A 13,883-nucleotide genomic window follows, 5' to 3' on the forward strand; every position below is an offset into this window, starting at 1 on the left:
GACTTAGAAATGGAAATAATTTTTGGGATTGCAAGTTAAATAATTGAATCGATTATGATACATTGCTTTATAGGTGAAATAATACTTATAATTAGTAATAAATTTCTAAGAACCTATCACAGGGATTTTGGATCAATTTTTTTTTAATGGAAATCCTAAATTTTGTAATAAAAAAAAATCAATAAAAGTTTAATAATTTTTTCAACTAAACCATAAAATCAATTGCAATATTGGTTTTAATGAGGATTTTCCAGAATAAACTAATTCCATCTGTTCAAAATGGTCTATTTCCCGACCACCTTGATCATCATACCTTGCTCTAGTAGGTCATCAAGTTGCATTCCATTCAGAATAGCCAGTTCTTCAAACCTATCCTGAGGCATATCGAAATGTTGAAGTGCAGCCTGAAAATTCATTTGTCTAGGAACCGATTTGATCCTGACCACATCAGGTTTTCTATTTAGTTTATCTGAATCCTTAAGTTCCTGAAAGGCACCCATGGTGTTTTGGAAAGCAGGTAGATAACTGGGGAATTTTGAGAGCTCTGAAATCCCCATTGTATTATATATATTTCCGTCATATTCGATCAAAGTGGAAATCAATCGGATGGTACCCTGTTCTTGTTTTTGGTCTGCGGTTATCACCATCGCAGATAATCCGTTGATTTTTTCTTCTTTAGAATCCACTAATTCCAGTTGATACTGCTCCAGAATTGCATTGGCTGCTTCTTTGAGTGAATTACCGGAACCAAGTGACAACATCATCAGTGCTTCACCGTTTTTCGGTGCCATTTGGACCTGTTGGGGAGTGTTCTGAAAACTCCAATCTGTTGGTAAGGGAAATGAAAATTTTAGAACAGGATGGTAAAAGATATTATTTTCAACAAATCCCTGATTTGGGTCATTTCCAATGATGAGCCCGTCTATTCTTTTGAGGTAATTGTTCCTATTTACCTCCGCATTGGTCATTTTTAATTTTTCTTGCCATTCCCCCGCCATTCTTGCTACGGTTACGTTACGTTCTGCAGGGGAAGGGTGTGTTGATAAAAAGTCGGGAATCTCATTTCCCCCGGATTTGGCTTGCTGTCTCTCCAATGTTTCAAAAAAACCTGCCATTTCAGTAGCATCATAACCTATTTTGGAGGAATATTCCACTCCTAGTTTGTCGGATTGTCTTTCAGCGTCCCTTCCAAAACTTAGCAAAGCCAACTGCATCCCTTGTGACAAAGGTTCTACAAATTGATTTAGTTCAGGGACCAAGATGACGCCAGCGATGATACCCAATTGACCCAAAAGTTGATTACGCTGTTGTATTACGGAATGTCTTGCTGTGATATGGCCGATTTCATGGCCTAAAACACCGGCAAATTCTGCTTCATTGTTGAAATGGGCCATAATTCCACGGGTAAAATAGACATATCCACCTGGCACCGCAAAAGCATTGATGACAGGGGAGTCGACGACTTTGAATTCATAATTCAATTTTGGTCTATGAGAAATTTCAGCCATTTCCAGACCCTTATCAGTAATGAATTTTTGAAGTTGTGGATCGTCATAAAGGCCAAAAAAGGCAACAATTTGTGGATCTGACTCTTTTCCCATGGCTATTTCCTGAGCTTCAGACATAAAAACAAGTTGCCGTTTTCCTGTTACAGGATTACGAGCACAACCACTTAGAAATGTTGAACTTATTATTAAACTTATAAACAGGATATGAGGTAGTTGCTTCATGCGCTAGATTTTTACACCGTCTTATATTGTCAAGGGTATCCAATAATAAGGGTATATAGGAAGAAGCAATTATGGCACCAATCAAAAAATATAAAGGACATTTATAAGTATTTTCTCTTTTTTTACAAAGATTTTTTAAAAGTTTTCTTTCTTTTACTTTTATTCAATTTTTTTCAAACGGTTCAAAATCCAATAAAAGTTGTAAATTGTTTGCCAACCATCTCTAAATTAATTTATATTTTTGATGAAGCCTCTGTTCACTCCGTTAGATTCAATTGAATCATACCTTAAATCAGATAATGGTAAAAATGCTATTCGCAGTTTGTCAAAATATCTACCCGAAATGCAGTCGGAGTTTCTGAGAATAAAGAAGGCAATTCCTTTTGAACTGACAGAAGAAGCATTGTTCAACTATGTTGATTTTGATGAATTAATGCCAAAACTCCAAATTGATATCAATATTTCAGGACTATTGGTGGATTTTGATCCTGACAGTTGGATCGAAGGTTTGGAGTTGCTGGACGGAATACGCAAGCAACAAGCTGTCAATAATATTAAAGTATGTAAGCTGATGACGATCATCAACAAAAGAAATGTTGAAGAAAGTGGTTATTTCGATAAAGAGCTCAAAAAAGGCACTTTTGTTTGGCTATTGAAAAACCTTTGTCAGGAATACATCACTTCAGAATATTAAATTTTAAATTAGGATTCGGCGTTTGCTATAGCCTCATTCAGATCACTTTCTTCAATAACTTTTCCAAGGTCCACCCCACCTCTAAACAGGAGCATCCCCCCTGCGACCCCAAGAGGATAATTTTTATTTTGTAATCCATGAATCAAAAGGTAAGTTCCTGAAAACAGCATTACAACAGGTTCTATACTTTTAAAGCCCTTTTTGATGGTGATAAATATTGATTTTGCCAGCGTTGCCATATATATTTGGTTTAATTTTGAATTATTGTTGAGTAAAACCTTAATTTAAAACATAAATATTTATCAAAAAATCCCACTCTTAATAATTTGAGTCAATTATTGTGCCGCTTTAACTCGAAAGTAATGGTGCAACTTACGACATGATGAGCAGTTTTACCATGACTACGAATACCTTGATTATTGGAAGTTCATCATACAGTGAAGGAAATTAATGAAATGGACCAAAAAGTAATAGAATAGCTATTGATTCCACTTAAATTATTTAAATTCGGATTGCTTCCTATTTTAAAATTTTCTCAATTACAAATGAAAGACAAAAGAATAGTTCTTTGCTTTTTTCTAGCTCTTTATTCTATTTTTTCCTGCCAGACTAGCGAGAATAAAGAAGTTGATTTAAAATCCGTAAAACCCAATATTATTTTTATCCTAGCAGATGACCTTGGCTATGGCGATCTTGGCATCACAGGTCAGACCAAAATAGCAACCCCAAATTTGGATAAATTGGCCAAAGAGGGAATGCTTTTCACCAACCATTATACAGGAACGACTGTCTGTGCACCTTCAAGATCAGCATTGATGACAGGGTTGCACACAGGACATACTCCAGTCAGAGGTAATTTTGAAGTCATTCCGGAGGGACAATATCCGCTTCCAGACACCTTGAATACCCTTCCCAAAGCTCTGAAAAATGCAGGGTATGCCACGGGTGCTTTTGGGAAATGGGGGTTGGGGTTTGTGGGTACATCTGGTGATCCCAATAATCAGGGATTTGATCAGTTCTTTGGCTACAATTGCCAAAGGTATGCACATCGTTATTATCCGGAATATCTATGGGAAAATAGCCAGAAAGTTTATCTGGACGGAAACGACTGGACTAATAAAATGACTTATGCACCGGAGATTATTCATGTTGAGTCTTTGAAATTTATCGAAAACAACAAGGATCATCCTTTTTTTATGTTTGTGCCTATGGTGATTCCCCATGCCGAGCTGGCAGTGGCAGAAGACGAGGTTTTTCAGAAATACAGAAAAATGTTCGGTGATGAAAAGGAACATATTGCTCCTCCTGGTGGAGATTATGGACCTGATATGAAAATTCCAGGCTATCAATCCGTCAAGTATCCTAGAGCAACCTATGCAGCCATGGTTGAAAATTTGGATCGTCATGTTGGTGAAATTATTGAAAAGCTGGAAAAGTTAGGGATAAGAGAAAATACTATCATAGTATTTGCTTCTGACAATGGACCGCATCAAGAAGGTGGAAATGACCCTGATTTTTTCAACAGCAATGGAATATACAGGGGATATAAAAGGGATTTGTATGAAGGTGGAATCAAAACATCCCTGATTGCCAATTGGCCCAATAAAATTCAAGCAGGTTCTGTTTCTGACCATATTTCAGCTTTTTGGGATCTGATGCCCACTTTTGTGGAATTGGCAGGTGAGAAAATAAATGATGAGATTGATGGGATTTCTTTTGTCCCGACATTATTGGGGAATTCTGATCAAACCCGGCATAATTACCTTTATTGGGAATTTGTCGAGCAGGGAGGCAAGCAAGCAATAAGAAAAGGTGAATGGAAAGCAGTTAGGCTGAATTTGAAAAAAGAAGTGGATGCTCCGATTGAACTTTATAATTTGTCTGTTGATCCCGGTGAGTCTAATAATCTTGCTACTCAATATCCTGACATCCTTTTGGAAATGGAAAAACTTTTTCAAGAGGCTCATATTCCAAACCCCGTGTTCAAGCTGTTTGAATGAAAAAACCTCCAGGATTTCTGGAGGTTTTCGGAAGTTCCTAAATTCACTACCTAGTATTGAAAATAATGATTATCCAATAGATATTCTTTTAAATACAGATACAGTCAAACCTTTGCTTACACCATCAAGGTACTGGGCGATGGTTTTGCTGTTGTCCTTAACAAATGCCTGGCTCAACAAAGTGTTTTCTTTGTAGAACTTATTCAATTTACCCAAAGCGATTTTTTCCAACATTTCCTCAGGCTTTCCTTCCTGTCTTGCTTGGTCCTTACCGATTTCGATTTCCCTTTCGATAGTACTAGCGTCCACACCGTCTTTGTCTACTGCGACAGGGTTCATGGCAGCAATTTGCATTGCAACGTCCTTACCTGCTTCTTCTACATCAGCACCATTCGTTTTCACCAATGATACCAATACACCCAATTTGCCATTGGAGTGGATATAAGGAACGACTGTTTCACCTTTTACAACCTCAAAATGGGAAATTTCTAATTTCTCACCGATTTTACCTGTCATTTCAATGATTTTCTCCTGAACGGTGATGGATTCAAACGGAAGTGCCAAAATCTGCTCTTTTGATTGCGCATTATTGCTGATTGCAAGATCCAATAGGGTATTTGCAAAAGCTACAAATTCATCGTTTTTGGCCACAAAGTCAGTTTCACAGGTCAAAGAAAGTAAGGTTCCTACAGTTCCGTCTGCGCTTACATTGGTAACAATTGTACCTTCTTTGGTCTCTCGGTCAGCCCTGGAAGCAGAAACTTTTTGACCTTTTTTTCTAAGAATGTCAATAGCTTTTTCAAAATCTCCTTCTGCTTCGGTAAGGGCTTTTTTACAGTCCATCATGCCGGCACCGGTCATTTGTCTTAATTTGTTTACTTCTTGTGCAGTAATAGCCATTGTTGTGTTTGTTTATTAGATTAAATTTTATTTCAATATTTAGAAAAGCCTCTAGGTCTTGAGTAGGTACAAAAGACCTTCGAGGTTTTGGGGTAATGATTTTTTCACCGTTTTACTTTGATAAAGACCTCAAAGGTCGGATGGTTGAAACCTTGAGGGTGATATATACCTTCGAGGTTGTATGTAATGTTATTTCACCTTGTTCCTTTGATAAAACCTCAAAGGTCGGGTGGTTTGAAAACCTTGTTGGTTATAAAGACCTTCGAGGTTTAGCGATATGTTTTTATAAGCGTAATCCTTTGGTAAAACCTCAATGGACTGGCAAAAACAAAAAATTGAACATAGGCCTAAACCGTATGTTCAATCTTTTGAATATATAAATCAAAGTGGATTACTCTTGAGTTTCGGCGTCAACAGCTTTTTTTGCTTCTTCCTCTTCGGTAAGTTTAGCATCTTCTTTGTCTTTTCTTCTTTCAGATAGACCTTCTTCAATTGCTAGTCCGAACGCTTTCACCAACAGAGATATGGATTTGAATGCATCGTCATTGGCCGGGATAGGGAAATCAACCTCATTTGGGTTGGAGTTTGTATCTACCAATGCGAAAACAGGGATACCAAGCTTTTGTGCTTCTGCGATAGCGATGTGTTCTCTTTTGATGTCCACGATAAAAAGAGCAGCAGGAAGTCTGGTCAGATCAGCAATACCGCCCAACACACTTTCCAATTTCTCTCTTTGTCTTGAAATCATCAAACGTTCTTTTTTCGCAAGATTCTTATAAGAGTCCTCTTTAGTCATCTTATCGATGGTAGTCATCTTCTTCAAGGACTTTCGGATAGTGGCAAAGTTTGTCAACATCCCACCTAACCACCTTTCAGTGACAAAAGGCATATTCAGTCTTCTTGCTTCATCAGCTACTAAGTCTTTCGCCTGCTTTTTGGTAGCGACGAACATGACTTTTTTGCCGGAGCGAACGATCTGCTTGATTGCGTTGGATGCTTCTTCAAGGCAAACGAGCGTTTTGTTTAGGTCGATGATATGGATGCCATTCTTCTCCATGAAGATGTACGGCGCCATTCTCGGATCCCACTTTCTTGTTAAGTGTCCAAAGTGAACACCAGCATCCAGTAAGTCTTTATATTCTATTTGTGCCATTAATAAATAATATAGTTTCTATATAAAATTTGAAGAATTTCCAGATTAACGTTTAGAGAACTGGAATTTCTTCCTTGCTTTCTTACGTCCTGACTTCTTACGTTCTACCATTCTTGGGTCACGGGTAAGAAAACCTTCTTTTTTCAATGCCGATCTGTGTTCCGCGTCAAATTCGCACAAAGCCCTTGAGATAGCCATTCTAGCGGCCTCCGCCTGTCCGGTGATGCCACCACCATCAACATTGATTTTGATGTCATAAGAACCATCCACACCCACAAGTGTCAAAGGCTGCTTTACAACAATCTGATGCAGATCAAATGGGAAATAAACTTCGATTGTTCTGTCATTGACAGTAATCTCACCATTTCCTGGTTTCATGTAGATTCTGGCGACTGATGTCTTTCTTCTACCGATTGTATTGATAATTTCCATGGACTGCTTTGATTAAAATTTGACTTCTTTTGGTTGCTGCGCAGCATGAGGATGCTCAGAACCGTTGTAAACAAAAAGATTTCTGTAAAGATCTCTTCCCAACCTGGTTTTTGGAAGCATGCCTCTTACAGCCTTTTCAACCAAAATTGTAGCAGATTTTTGTTTTAACAACTTGGGAGTAGAGATTCGCTGCCCACCTGGATATCCAGTATGGCGCACGTAGACTTTTTCGTCCATCTTTCTTCCGGTCAGCCTTACTTTGTCTGCATTGATGACAATCACGTTGTCTCCGCAGTCTACATGAGGGGTGTAATAAGGCTTGTGCTTACCCCTCAGGATTTTTGCGACCTCACTGGCAAATCTACCTAATACTGCAGCCTGGGCATCCACTACCACCCAGTTTTTCTCTACAGTAGCATCATTTGCTGATATGGTCTTGTAGCTTAATGTATCCACTGTGTAAATATTTAATTATTAGCTTGTTATATATACTTCACCCTCAAAAAGGGACACAAAGATAGAAGTAATTTCTTTTTATTGCAAAAGAAACTAAAATATTGCCTAGAAATTCATTTGAAACATGAATTTTTAACCATTTGGCCCTCTTTTCCTTAACTGTTTTTTTCCAATTGCTTCATCAATACTTCGAAGTCCTTGGGGTAGGGGGCGGTGACTTTTATTTTGGAACCGTCCATTCCGGTAAACTCAATGGCATAGGCATGAAGGGAAACCCGCTGCATCAGGGGTTTTTCGTCCGTGCCCTTTTTAAGGTTAAACTTTCTCTTTAAGGAAGAAAGATATAGCGGTTTGCCACCATAAGTTTCGTCCCCGCATATCGGGGATTTCAGGTAAGCCAAATGGATCCGGATCTGATGCAACCTTCCCGTAATCGGTCTACACTCAATTAAGGTGTGGGTGTAGAAAGTATTCAGGGTGTTGAAATAGGTCTGTGCAGGCTTGCCATCTTTTGTAATCTTGGCAATGCCCTTGTTGTTGGCATGAAGGTTACGGTCCACCAATACGTTTTTGTATTCATGAATGCCCTCCACTACCGCATGATAGATTTTGTCAACTTTCCGGTCCTCAAACTGCATGGCAATGTTCCTGTAGGCCTCGGGATTTTTTGCGATGACGAGACAGCCGGAAGTTTCCTTATCCAACCGGTGGCATACCTGGGCATCAGGAGTGTACTGCTTGGCCAAGTCCAGGATATTCTGGGCTTCGTGCCTATCGTCCAAAGTTGATAAATAGGGCAGCTTATTGACCACGAGGTAATCCTCGTTTTCAAATAGAATCAGGTCTTTAAAATTGATCTTTTTCATGCTGTCCTCTTCCCAATGGGGCGCAAAATTATAGAATATTAATCAGTGTAAAAAATTAATGCAGAAGATTGTTTTGAATTCTACTTTAAAGAAATGGAATAAGCCTAGCCTATTGCTACCTGTACTTAATCTCGACAGAAGCCACACCGGCATCTAGCAAATCAATTCTGCGTGCTGCCTTTTTGGATAAATCGATGATCCTTTCGCCTACAAATGGCCCCCGATCATTGATCCTTACTTTCACCTTCTTGCCATTTTGTAGGTTGGTAACCTTTACTTTTGTCCCAAATGGTAAGGTCTTATGAGCTGCGGTCAATTTGCCTTTTCGGTATATTTCTCCATTGGCGGTCTGTCGTCCATGGTATTTGTCATGGTAGAAGGAGGCATTACCGGTTTGGACAGTTTTTGGCGAACAGGATGCCAATGCACTAAAAAGGAGGAAAAACAATAATATATTTTTGGCTATCATCCCATAAAGGTTGTCGTTCTTGTTGAGATTAAGAAATGATTTATAAATTTGGTACAAATACCCTCTGATGGTTACAAATCCAGTTTACCCTGAATTAAGAACAGTACAGGTCATGCGCTATGTGATGCCATTGCGTGAAGGTGGCTCATTACCAGCCTTGGCAGATGCCGATGATGGGTTCAGTTATGTGCTTAAATTCAAAGGAGCCGGTCAGCGTGAAAAGGCACTTATCGCCGAATTGTTGGGTGGAGAAATAGCCCGATTGCTTGGATTTAATGTCCCTGAACTGGTTTTTGCTTATTTGGATGAAGCTTTTGGTAAATCCGAAGGAGATGAGGAAATCCAGGATTTGCTCAAAGGGAGCCAAGGTTTGAACTTGGGTTTACACTTTCTTTCCAAGGCTTTGACTTTCGACCCGGGAGCAGGTAAGGTTGATGAACTGCTTGCTTCCAAAATTGTTTGGTTGGATGCTTTTATCACCAATGTGGATAGGACCTATAGAAATACAAATCTTTTGATCTGGAACAGAGAACTATGGTTGATTGACCATGGGGCTTCTTTTCTGTTCCATCATTCTTGGGACAATTGGGAAAAGCATGCCATAAGCCCATTTCCCATGATCAAAGACCATGTGCTTTTACCACAAGCAACCCGATTGGATGATGCCGATCAAGAATTCAAATCCAAACTAAACCACGGTGTGATCAGATCAATGGTCCAACTGATACCTGAGGAATGGATTCTTGCATCAAGGGATGTGGAAGAGGCTGAAGATGGCAGATTGGTCTATGAAAAATTTTTGACAATGCGCTTAGGAAATTCAGAGGTATTTGTGAAAGGAGCAAAAGATGCAAGGAAAACACTTATATGAATACGCTGTCATCCGTGCTGTGCCCCGGGTGGAAAGAGAAGAGTTTGTCAATGTGGGTGTAATGGTCTGTTGCAAAAAAACCAATGAACTTTACTGTAAATTTTTGTTGAGTACAGAAAAGGTTTTAGCCTTGGATAAAGATGCCGACCTTACTTTGCTTGATGCGTATTTGCTTTCATTCCGACAAGTATGTGCAGGTGAGTCAAATGGAAGCCCAATAAGTTTACTCGATGCAGCTTCCCGTTTTAGATGGTTGACAGCCCAAAGAAGTTCTATGATTCAGACATCAAGGCCCCACGTAGGGTTTGCCGATGATTTGCAGCAGGTAACTGATGATTTATTTGATAAGTTTGTTGGCTGAAACTACTGAATCTTCTTTCTCCAACGGCAACTCAAAACTAAATACAGAACCTTTCCCCAGTATACTGCTGACTGAGATTTTGCTTTTATGCCCTTCCAAAATATGCTTGACGATGGCAAGGCCCAGACCTGTTCCTCCCATTTCCCTGTTCCTGCTTTTATCTACCCTGTAGAACCTTTCAAAGATTCTTTTCAGGTCCTCCGGAGGGATTCCTTTACCATTGTCTTTTACCTCAACGGTGAGTTGGTTTTTATGGCTTTTGAGTGTTACATCTATTTCTCCGCCATCATTATTGTATTTGATGGAATTCGAAATCAGGTTTTGGCAAACACGAAAGATTTTCTCCTTATCCGCAAAAGTCCTGTAGGTTTTTTCTTTGCCATAGTAAAAACGGATCAACATATTCCTTTTGGAGGCCTTGTGCTCAAGTTCCTCGATCACTTCGTGAACCACATCTTTTACATCAAAAGACTCAAAATGGAATTTGACCACGCCGCTTTCCATTTGGTTTAGTGTCAGCATGTCCTGCACTAATTTATCGAGTGCATTGAGGCTTTTCGCAGCACGTTTCAAAAACTTCAATCTTACAGACTTATCTTCAACTGCACCGTCCAAGAGTGTATGAATATATCCCTGCGCCGCAAAAATCGGTGTTTTGAGTTCGTGGGATATATCGGCTATAAACTCCTTTCTGAATTCCGCATTTTTTTGAAGGGCCTCAATTTCTTTGTTTTTGGCCTGTGCATAGGAGTTGATGGTCCGATTGATTTTCCTGAGAGGAGAAATAGACAGCTTGTCCGATTTGTCGGGAATGTTTGAATAATCCTTTTTCTGGATTTTTTCGAGTACCCCATAAATATTGCTGATTTCATTGAAAATCAGAAACTCCAAGGTCACATTCATTAAAATATAAGAGACTGAAAATGAAATGCCACCTGCAACTACCAAGAGGGTAGGGGTGGCATCATCCAAAAGCAGTAAAAACAACACCGTCAGGGCAGAAATAGCCAAAGCCAATAATAAAGAAATACCCCGCGATGTGGTTAACATATGATCAGTTCAATTCGAATTTATAACCTACTCCCTTTACGGTAGTGATATAATCTTCGCCTATCTTCTCCCTCACTTTTCTGATATGTACATCCACAGTCCTTGCAAGGACAAATACATCAGCTCCCCAGATATTCTGCAAAAGATCATCCCTACTGAAAACCATATTAGGGTTTTTGGCTAGGAAATACAACAATTCGAATTCTTTTTTAGGAAGTGTGATTGTCTTACCCGCCTTATCAATAGTGTAGCTTGTTCGATCGATGGTAAGATCTTTAATTTTAATTTGGGTGAATTCCTGTTCCTTTTTTGATTCCCTTCTGAAAAGCGCAGCAATCCTGCTCATCAATGCACGGGGTTTGATAGGCTTGGTGATATAATCATCAGCCCCCACATCAAAAGCGGCCACTTCTGAATACTCTTCAGACCTGGCAGTTAGAAAAATGATGAATGTATTTTTAAGCTCAGGAATTTCACGCATCTGCCGGCAAGTCTCCACGCCGTCCTGATATGGCATCATGATGTCAAGCAATATGACATCCGGTTGGAATTTGGCGGCAATTTTTACTGCCTTGATACCATCTTCGGCAGTTTCTACCTCATAGCCCTCTTTTTTGAGGTTATAGGTGAGGATTTCTACAATGTCCGGCTCATCGTCAACGACAAGCACTTTCACTTTTTGTTTGTCACTCATGTGGATATAGCGGGTTTGGTTGCGCTAATGTGATGCTAATTTAAAAAAAGACCTTACATAAATGGGTTTTTGTTAAAGAGATGCCTGTAAAAACAACATTAAATTTTTATTGGGGCAGCCAATGTTAACCGAATATTAACCCTAAGTAAATTAATTATTACGTAGGCCAGATACCTCTGTTATTTCCATATCCAAAGAACCAACCATTAGTTTTGCTTTTATTTTTAAAGGAATCTTGTTCTTGTCATCAGAAATCCAAACTGTCACGGGCCTTTCCCCTCTGAACAATTTATTTTTTGGCATTATCGGGGAAAATACAAAAGTGTCAAATGTTCCAATATTGGTACTGACTGATTCTTTGCCTCCGTATATTAATTTTAGGTTATATATTTCTTTATCAAAAAATCCGGTTAGGGTAACTGTATCTCCTTTCCTTAGTTTTTTTAAATCCATGGTTCTCAAAAAATAAAATCCACTGACGATATCCTGTACATTGGAAGGTATGTTGTAATCCTTGGTTTCTACCAGATTTTCGTTTTCCCGGTCGTAAAGCCTGACGTGGGCATTTTTGTTATTGTGGTCAAAAATTACCTTTTCATGTTTTCTGTATCTGCCTTCCTCAATATGTCTATAGGATTGATGGGGGATCATTTTGGCAGTATCCAGGTAACTGCCCCAGTTGTCATTTACTTTAAAAAGTTTGAAAACACCAAGAGTCTGACCAAAAACATCAATTTTGTAGGTAGGGCGACTATTGATAGAGGATATTTGTGGATTGACCACCATCTTGGCCTCTGCGGCATCAAAAAACATGTAGCTGACTTTAAAGGTTAATTCCTCGCCATTTTGAAAAGCCATATTTTTTTGTGCAAATGCTCCCGCAAGTCCAATCAGAAAAAAAAATGTGACAACTACTGACTTTTTAATATGTTTTTTCATTAAATTATGTTTTCAACTGTAAGCTTTTCAATTCTTATACCAATATTAGCAACATATTGAAGAAACCTGATTTTGGGTGCCAGAAAGTAATACGTAATCCTTTTTGGAAGAGTTGGGTCTCCAATTATCTATCATTAATTTCAAATTATCAAATCAAAGAATTGTTAACATATAAATATGAGCGTGAACACAGAAAAACTCAAAGCTTTACAACTTACTATTGACAAGTTGGAAAAGACTTATGGTAAAGGTACCGTAATGAAATTAAGTGACAATACCGTGCAGGATATTCCTGCTATTTCCACGGGTTCTTTGGGGTTGGATATGGCATTGGGTATCGGCGGGATACCTCGTGGAAGGGTGATCGAGATATATGGTCCGGAGTCTTCGGGAAAAACTACCCTAAGTATGCATTGTATAGCAGAAGCTCAAAAAGCAGGAGGATTGGCAGCTTTTATTGATGCAGAACATGCTTTTGATAAAAATTACGCTGAAAAGCTTGGGATTGACATTGAAAATCTTTTGATCTCCCAGCCTGACAATGGAGAACAAGCGCTTGAAATCGCAGAACATTTGATCAGGTCAGGTGCGATCGATATCATTGTAATAGATTCCGTGGCGGCACTTGTTCCTAAAGGTGAGCTCGAAGGCGAAATGGGCGACAGCAAAATGGGCCTTCAGGCAAGATTGATGTCTCAGGCATTGAGGAAACTTACCGGAGCGATCAATAAGACAGGGTGCTCCTGTATTTTCATAAATCAGTTGAGAGACAAAATCGGAGTGATGTTTGGAAGCCCTGAGACAACCACGGGTGGAAATGCGCTGAAATTTTATGCTTCGGTGAGACTTGATATCCGTCGGATTGGTCAGATTAAAGAAAGTGCAGATAATATCCTCGGGAATCGGACTAAAGTCAAAGTAGTTAAGAACAAAGTTGCTCCTCCTTTTAAAGTAGTGGAATTTGATATCATGTACGGTCAGGGGATTTCTAAAGTAGGGGAGATCATAGACCTAGGCGTGGAATTTGAAATCATCAAAAAAGCCGGTTCTTGGTTTTCCTATGAAGGAAATAAACTTGGGCAGGGCAGAGATGCTGTAAAGTCCCTGTTGCTGGATAATCCTGAACTGATGGAAGAACTTGAAATAAAAATTAAGGATAAAGCTGGACTAGGAAAGAAGTCTGAAAAAGGAAAAGTGATTGAAGAATAAATTTAATTCCACTTCTTCAAATTAATGCTTAAAACCTGACAGGTTTTTACAGATCAGAG

Annotated in this window: 16 protein-coding genes; 5 read left to right on the plus strand and 11 right to left on the minus strand. The window is 39.1% G+C overall.

The features are described from left to right. Nucleotides 1-284 precede the first annotated feature (284 nt). On the minus strand, nucleotides 285-1,730 hold the full coding sequence (locus HMJ38_RS00515) for a M48 family metalloprotease (RefSeq protein ID WP_194972419.1): 1,446 nt from the start codon (nucleotides 1,728-1,730) through the stop codon (nucleotides 285-287). 244 nt (nucleotides 1,731-1,974) lie between these two features. Between HMJ38_RS00515 and HMJ38_RS00520 the strand changes: the two genes are divergently transcribed. Continuing rightward, a complete protein-coding gene (locus tag HMJ38_RS00520; RefSeq protein WP_194972420.1) occupies nucleotides 1,975-2,424 on the plus strand; it encodes a hypothetical protein in 450 nt (149 codons plus the stop codon). An 8-nt stretch (nucleotides 2,425-2,432) separates the two neighbouring features. On the opposite strand, the gene HMJ38_RS00525 is transcribed toward HMJ38_RS00520, so the two are convergent. Then, on the minus strand, nucleotides 2,433-2,663 hold the full coding sequence (locus HMJ38_RS00525; protein WP_194972421.1) for a hypothetical protein: 231 nt from the start codon (nucleotides 2,661-2,663) through the stop codon (nucleotides 2,433-2,435). 306 nt (nucleotides 2,664-2,969) lie between these two features. On the opposite strand from HMJ38_RS00525, the gene HMJ38_RS00530 reads away from it, so the two are divergent. Further along, the gene (locus HMJ38_RS00530) at nucleotides 2,970-4,424 is read left to right on the plus strand and encodes an arylsulfatase (protein WP_194972422.1); all 1,455 of its coding nucleotides are present in this window, start codon (nucleotides 2,970-2,972) and stop codon (nucleotides 4,422-4,424) included. Between the two features lie 69 nt (nucleotides 4,425-4,493). Here HMJ38_RS00530 and tsf read toward each other — a convergent pair whose 3' ends face one another. The 6 genes from tsf to HMJ38_RS00560 all read right to left on the minus strand — a co-directional run bounded on the left by tsf (nucleotide 4,494) and on the right by HMJ38_RS00560 (nucleotide 8,700). Then, entirely contained in the window at nucleotides 4,494-5,324 is an 831-nt protein-coding gene (tsf, locus tag HMJ38_RS00535; protein ID WP_194972423.1) for a translation elongation factor Ts, read from the minus strand. Nucleotides 5,325-5,715: 391 nt separating this feature from the next. Beyond that, a complete protein-coding gene (gene rpsB / locus HMJ38_RS00540) occupies nucleotides 5,716-6,477 on the minus strand; it encodes a 30S ribosomal protein S2 (RefSeq protein WP_194972424.1) in 762 nt (253 codons plus the stop codon). 45 nt (nucleotides 6,478-6,522) lie between these two features. Then, complete coding sequence (gene rpsI, locus HMJ38_RS00545; RefSeq protein ID WP_194972425.1) at nucleotides 6,523-6,909, minus strand: 30S ribosomal protein S9; 387 nt, start codon at nucleotides 6,907-6,909, stop codon at nucleotides 6,523-6,525. A gap of 12 nt (nucleotides 6,910-6,921) precedes the next feature. Continuing rightward, nucleotides 6,922-7,365 (minus strand): 50S ribosomal protein L13, encoded by a 444-nt coding sequence (gene rplM / locus HMJ38_RS00550; protein ID WP_194972426.1) that lies wholly within the window; start codon nucleotides 7,363-7,365, stop codon nucleotides 6,922-6,924. A 155-nt stretch (nucleotides 7,366-7,520) separates the two neighbouring features. Next, complete coding sequence (locus tag HMJ38_RS00555) at nucleotides 7,521-8,231, minus strand: RluA family pseudouridine synthase (protein ID WP_194972427.1); 711 nt, start codon at nucleotides 8,229-8,231, stop codon at nucleotides 7,521-7,523. A gap of 115 nt (nucleotides 8,232-8,346) precedes the next feature. Next, nucleotides 8,347-8,700, minus strand: coding sequence for a septal ring lytic transglycosylase RlpA family protein (locus tag HMJ38_RS00560; RefSeq protein WP_194972428.1), 354 nt, complete (start codon nucleotides 8,698-8,700; stop codon nucleotides 8,347-8,349). Between the two features lie 67 nt (nucleotides 8,701-8,767). Here HMJ38_RS00560 and HMJ38_RS00565 point away from each other — a divergent pair, with 67 nt between their 5' ends. Together HMJ38_RS00565 and HMJ38_RS00570 are read left to right on the plus strand one after the other, a co-directional pair. Beyond that, nucleotides 8,768-9,571 carry a HipA family kinase gene (locus tag HMJ38_RS00565; RefSeq protein WP_194972429.1) on the plus strand — a complete coding sequence of 268 codons (804 nt, stop codon included), beginning with the start codon at nucleotides 8,768-8,770 and terminating at the stop codon, nucleotides 9,569-9,571. Beyond that, on the plus strand, nucleotides 9,549-9,932 hold the full coding sequence (locus HMJ38_RS00570) for a DUF3037 domain-containing protein (protein WP_194972430.1): 384 nt from the start codon (nucleotides 9,549-9,551) through the stop codon (nucleotides 9,930-9,932). The genes HMJ38_RS00565 and HMJ38_RS00570 overlap by 23 nt, the downstream gene beginning before the upstream one ends. On the opposite strand, the gene HMJ38_RS00575 is transcribed toward HMJ38_RS00570, so the two are convergent. From HMJ38_RS00575 to HMJ38_RS00585, 3 genes are all read right to left on the minus strand, one after another. After that, nucleotides 9,909-10,982: a sensor histidine kinase gene (locus tag HMJ38_RS00575; protein ID WP_194972431.1), complete on the minus strand. Its 1,074-nt coding sequence runs from the start codon at nucleotides 10,980-10,982 to the stop codon at nucleotides 9,909-9,911. The two genes, HMJ38_RS00570 and HMJ38_RS00575, sit on opposite strands and share 24 nt — an antisense overlap. Before the next feature lie 4 nt (nucleotides 10,983-10,986). Continuing rightward, a complete protein-coding gene (locus HMJ38_RS00580; RefSeq protein ID WP_194972432.1) occupies nucleotides 10,987-11,676 on the minus strand; it encodes a response regulator transcription factor in 690 nt (229 codons plus the stop codon). A 150-nt stretch (nucleotides 11,677-11,826) separates the two neighbouring features. Continuing rightward, entirely contained in the window at nucleotides 11,827-12,615 is a 789-nt protein-coding gene (locus tag HMJ38_RS00585) for a DUF3108 domain-containing protein (protein WP_194972433.1), read from the minus strand. Nucleotides 12,616-12,792: 177 nt separating this feature from the next. On the opposite strand from HMJ38_RS00585, the gene recA reads away from it, so the two are divergent. After that, nucleotides 12,793-13,824 (plus strand): recombinase RecA, encoded by a 1,032-nt coding sequence (gene recA, locus HMJ38_RS00590; RefSeq protein WP_194972434.1) that lies wholly within the window; start codon nucleotides 12,793-12,795, stop codon nucleotides 13,822-13,824. Nucleotides 13,825-13,883: the final 59 nt, after the last annotated feature.

The sequence above is a fragment of the Aquiflexum lacus genome, from assembly GCF_015476655.1.
Taxonomy (GTDB): domain Bacteria; phylum Bacteroidota; class Bacteroidia; order Cytophagales; family Cyclobacteriaceae; genus Aquiflexum; species Aquiflexum lacus.

What these genes read in the sequence shown, in the direction of transcription:
- HMJ38_RS00515 (WP_194972419.1), bottom strand. Translation starts at nt 1,730, where the DNA reads ATGAAGCAACTACCTCATATCCTGTTTATAAGTTTAATAATAAGTTCA.
- HMJ38_RS00520 (WP_194972420.1), top strand. Translation starts at nt 1,975, where the DNA reads ATGAAGCCTCTGTTCACTCCGTTAGATTCAATTGAATCATACCTTAAA.
- HMJ38_RS00525 (WP_194972421.1), bottom strand. Translation starts at nt 2,663, where the DNA reads ATGGCAACGCTGGCAAAATCAATATTTATCACCATCAAAAAGGGCTTT.
- HMJ38_RS00530 (WP_194972422.1), top strand. Translation starts at nt 2,970, where the DNA reads ATGAAAGACAAAAGAATAGTTCTTTGCTTTTTTCTAGCTCTTTATTCT.
- tsf (WP_194972423.1), bottom strand. Translation starts at nt 5,324, where the DNA reads ATGGCTATTACTGCACAAGAAGTAAACAAATTAAGACAAATGACCGGT.
- rpsB (WP_194972424.1), bottom strand. Translation starts at nt 6,477, where the DNA reads ATGGCACAAATAGAATATAAAGACTTACTGGATGCTGGTGTTCACTTT.
- rpsI (WP_194972425.1), bottom strand. Translation starts at nt 6,909, where the DNA reads ATGGAAATTATCAATACAATCGGTAGAAGAAAGACATCAGTCGCCAGA.
- HMJ38_RS00555 (WP_194972427.1), bottom strand. Translation starts at nt 8,231, where the DNA reads ATGAAAAAGATCAATTTTAAAGACCTGATTCTATTTGAAAACGAGGAT.
- HMJ38_RS00560 (WP_194972428.1), bottom strand. Translation starts at nt 8,700, where the DNA reads ATGATAGCCAAAAATATATTATTGTTTTTCCTCCTTTTTAGTGCATTG.
- HMJ38_RS00565 (WP_194972429.1), top strand. Translation starts at nt 8,768, where the DNA reads ATGGTTACAAATCCAGTTTACCCTGAATTAAGAACAGTACAGGTCATG.
- HMJ38_RS00570 (WP_194972430.1), top strand. Translation starts at nt 9,549, where the DNA reads ATGCAAGGAAAACACTTATATGAATACGCTGTCATCCGTGCTGTGCCC.
- HMJ38_RS00575 (WP_194972431.1), bottom strand. Translation starts at nt 10,982, where the DNA reads ATGTTAACCACATCGCGGGGTATTTCTTTATTATTGGCTTTGGCTATT.
- HMJ38_RS00580 (WP_194972432.1), bottom strand. Translation starts at nt 11,676, where the DNA reads ATGAGTGACAAACAAAAAGTGAAAGTGCTTGTCGTTGACGATGAGCCG.
- HMJ38_RS00585 (WP_194972433.1), bottom strand. Translation starts at nt 12,615, where the DNA reads ATGAAAAAACATATTAAAAAGTCAGTAGTTGTCACATTTTTTTTTCTG.
- recA (WP_194972434.1), top strand. Translation starts at nt 12,793, where the DNA reads ATGAGCGTGAACACAGAAAAACTCAAAGCTTTACAACTTACTATTGAC.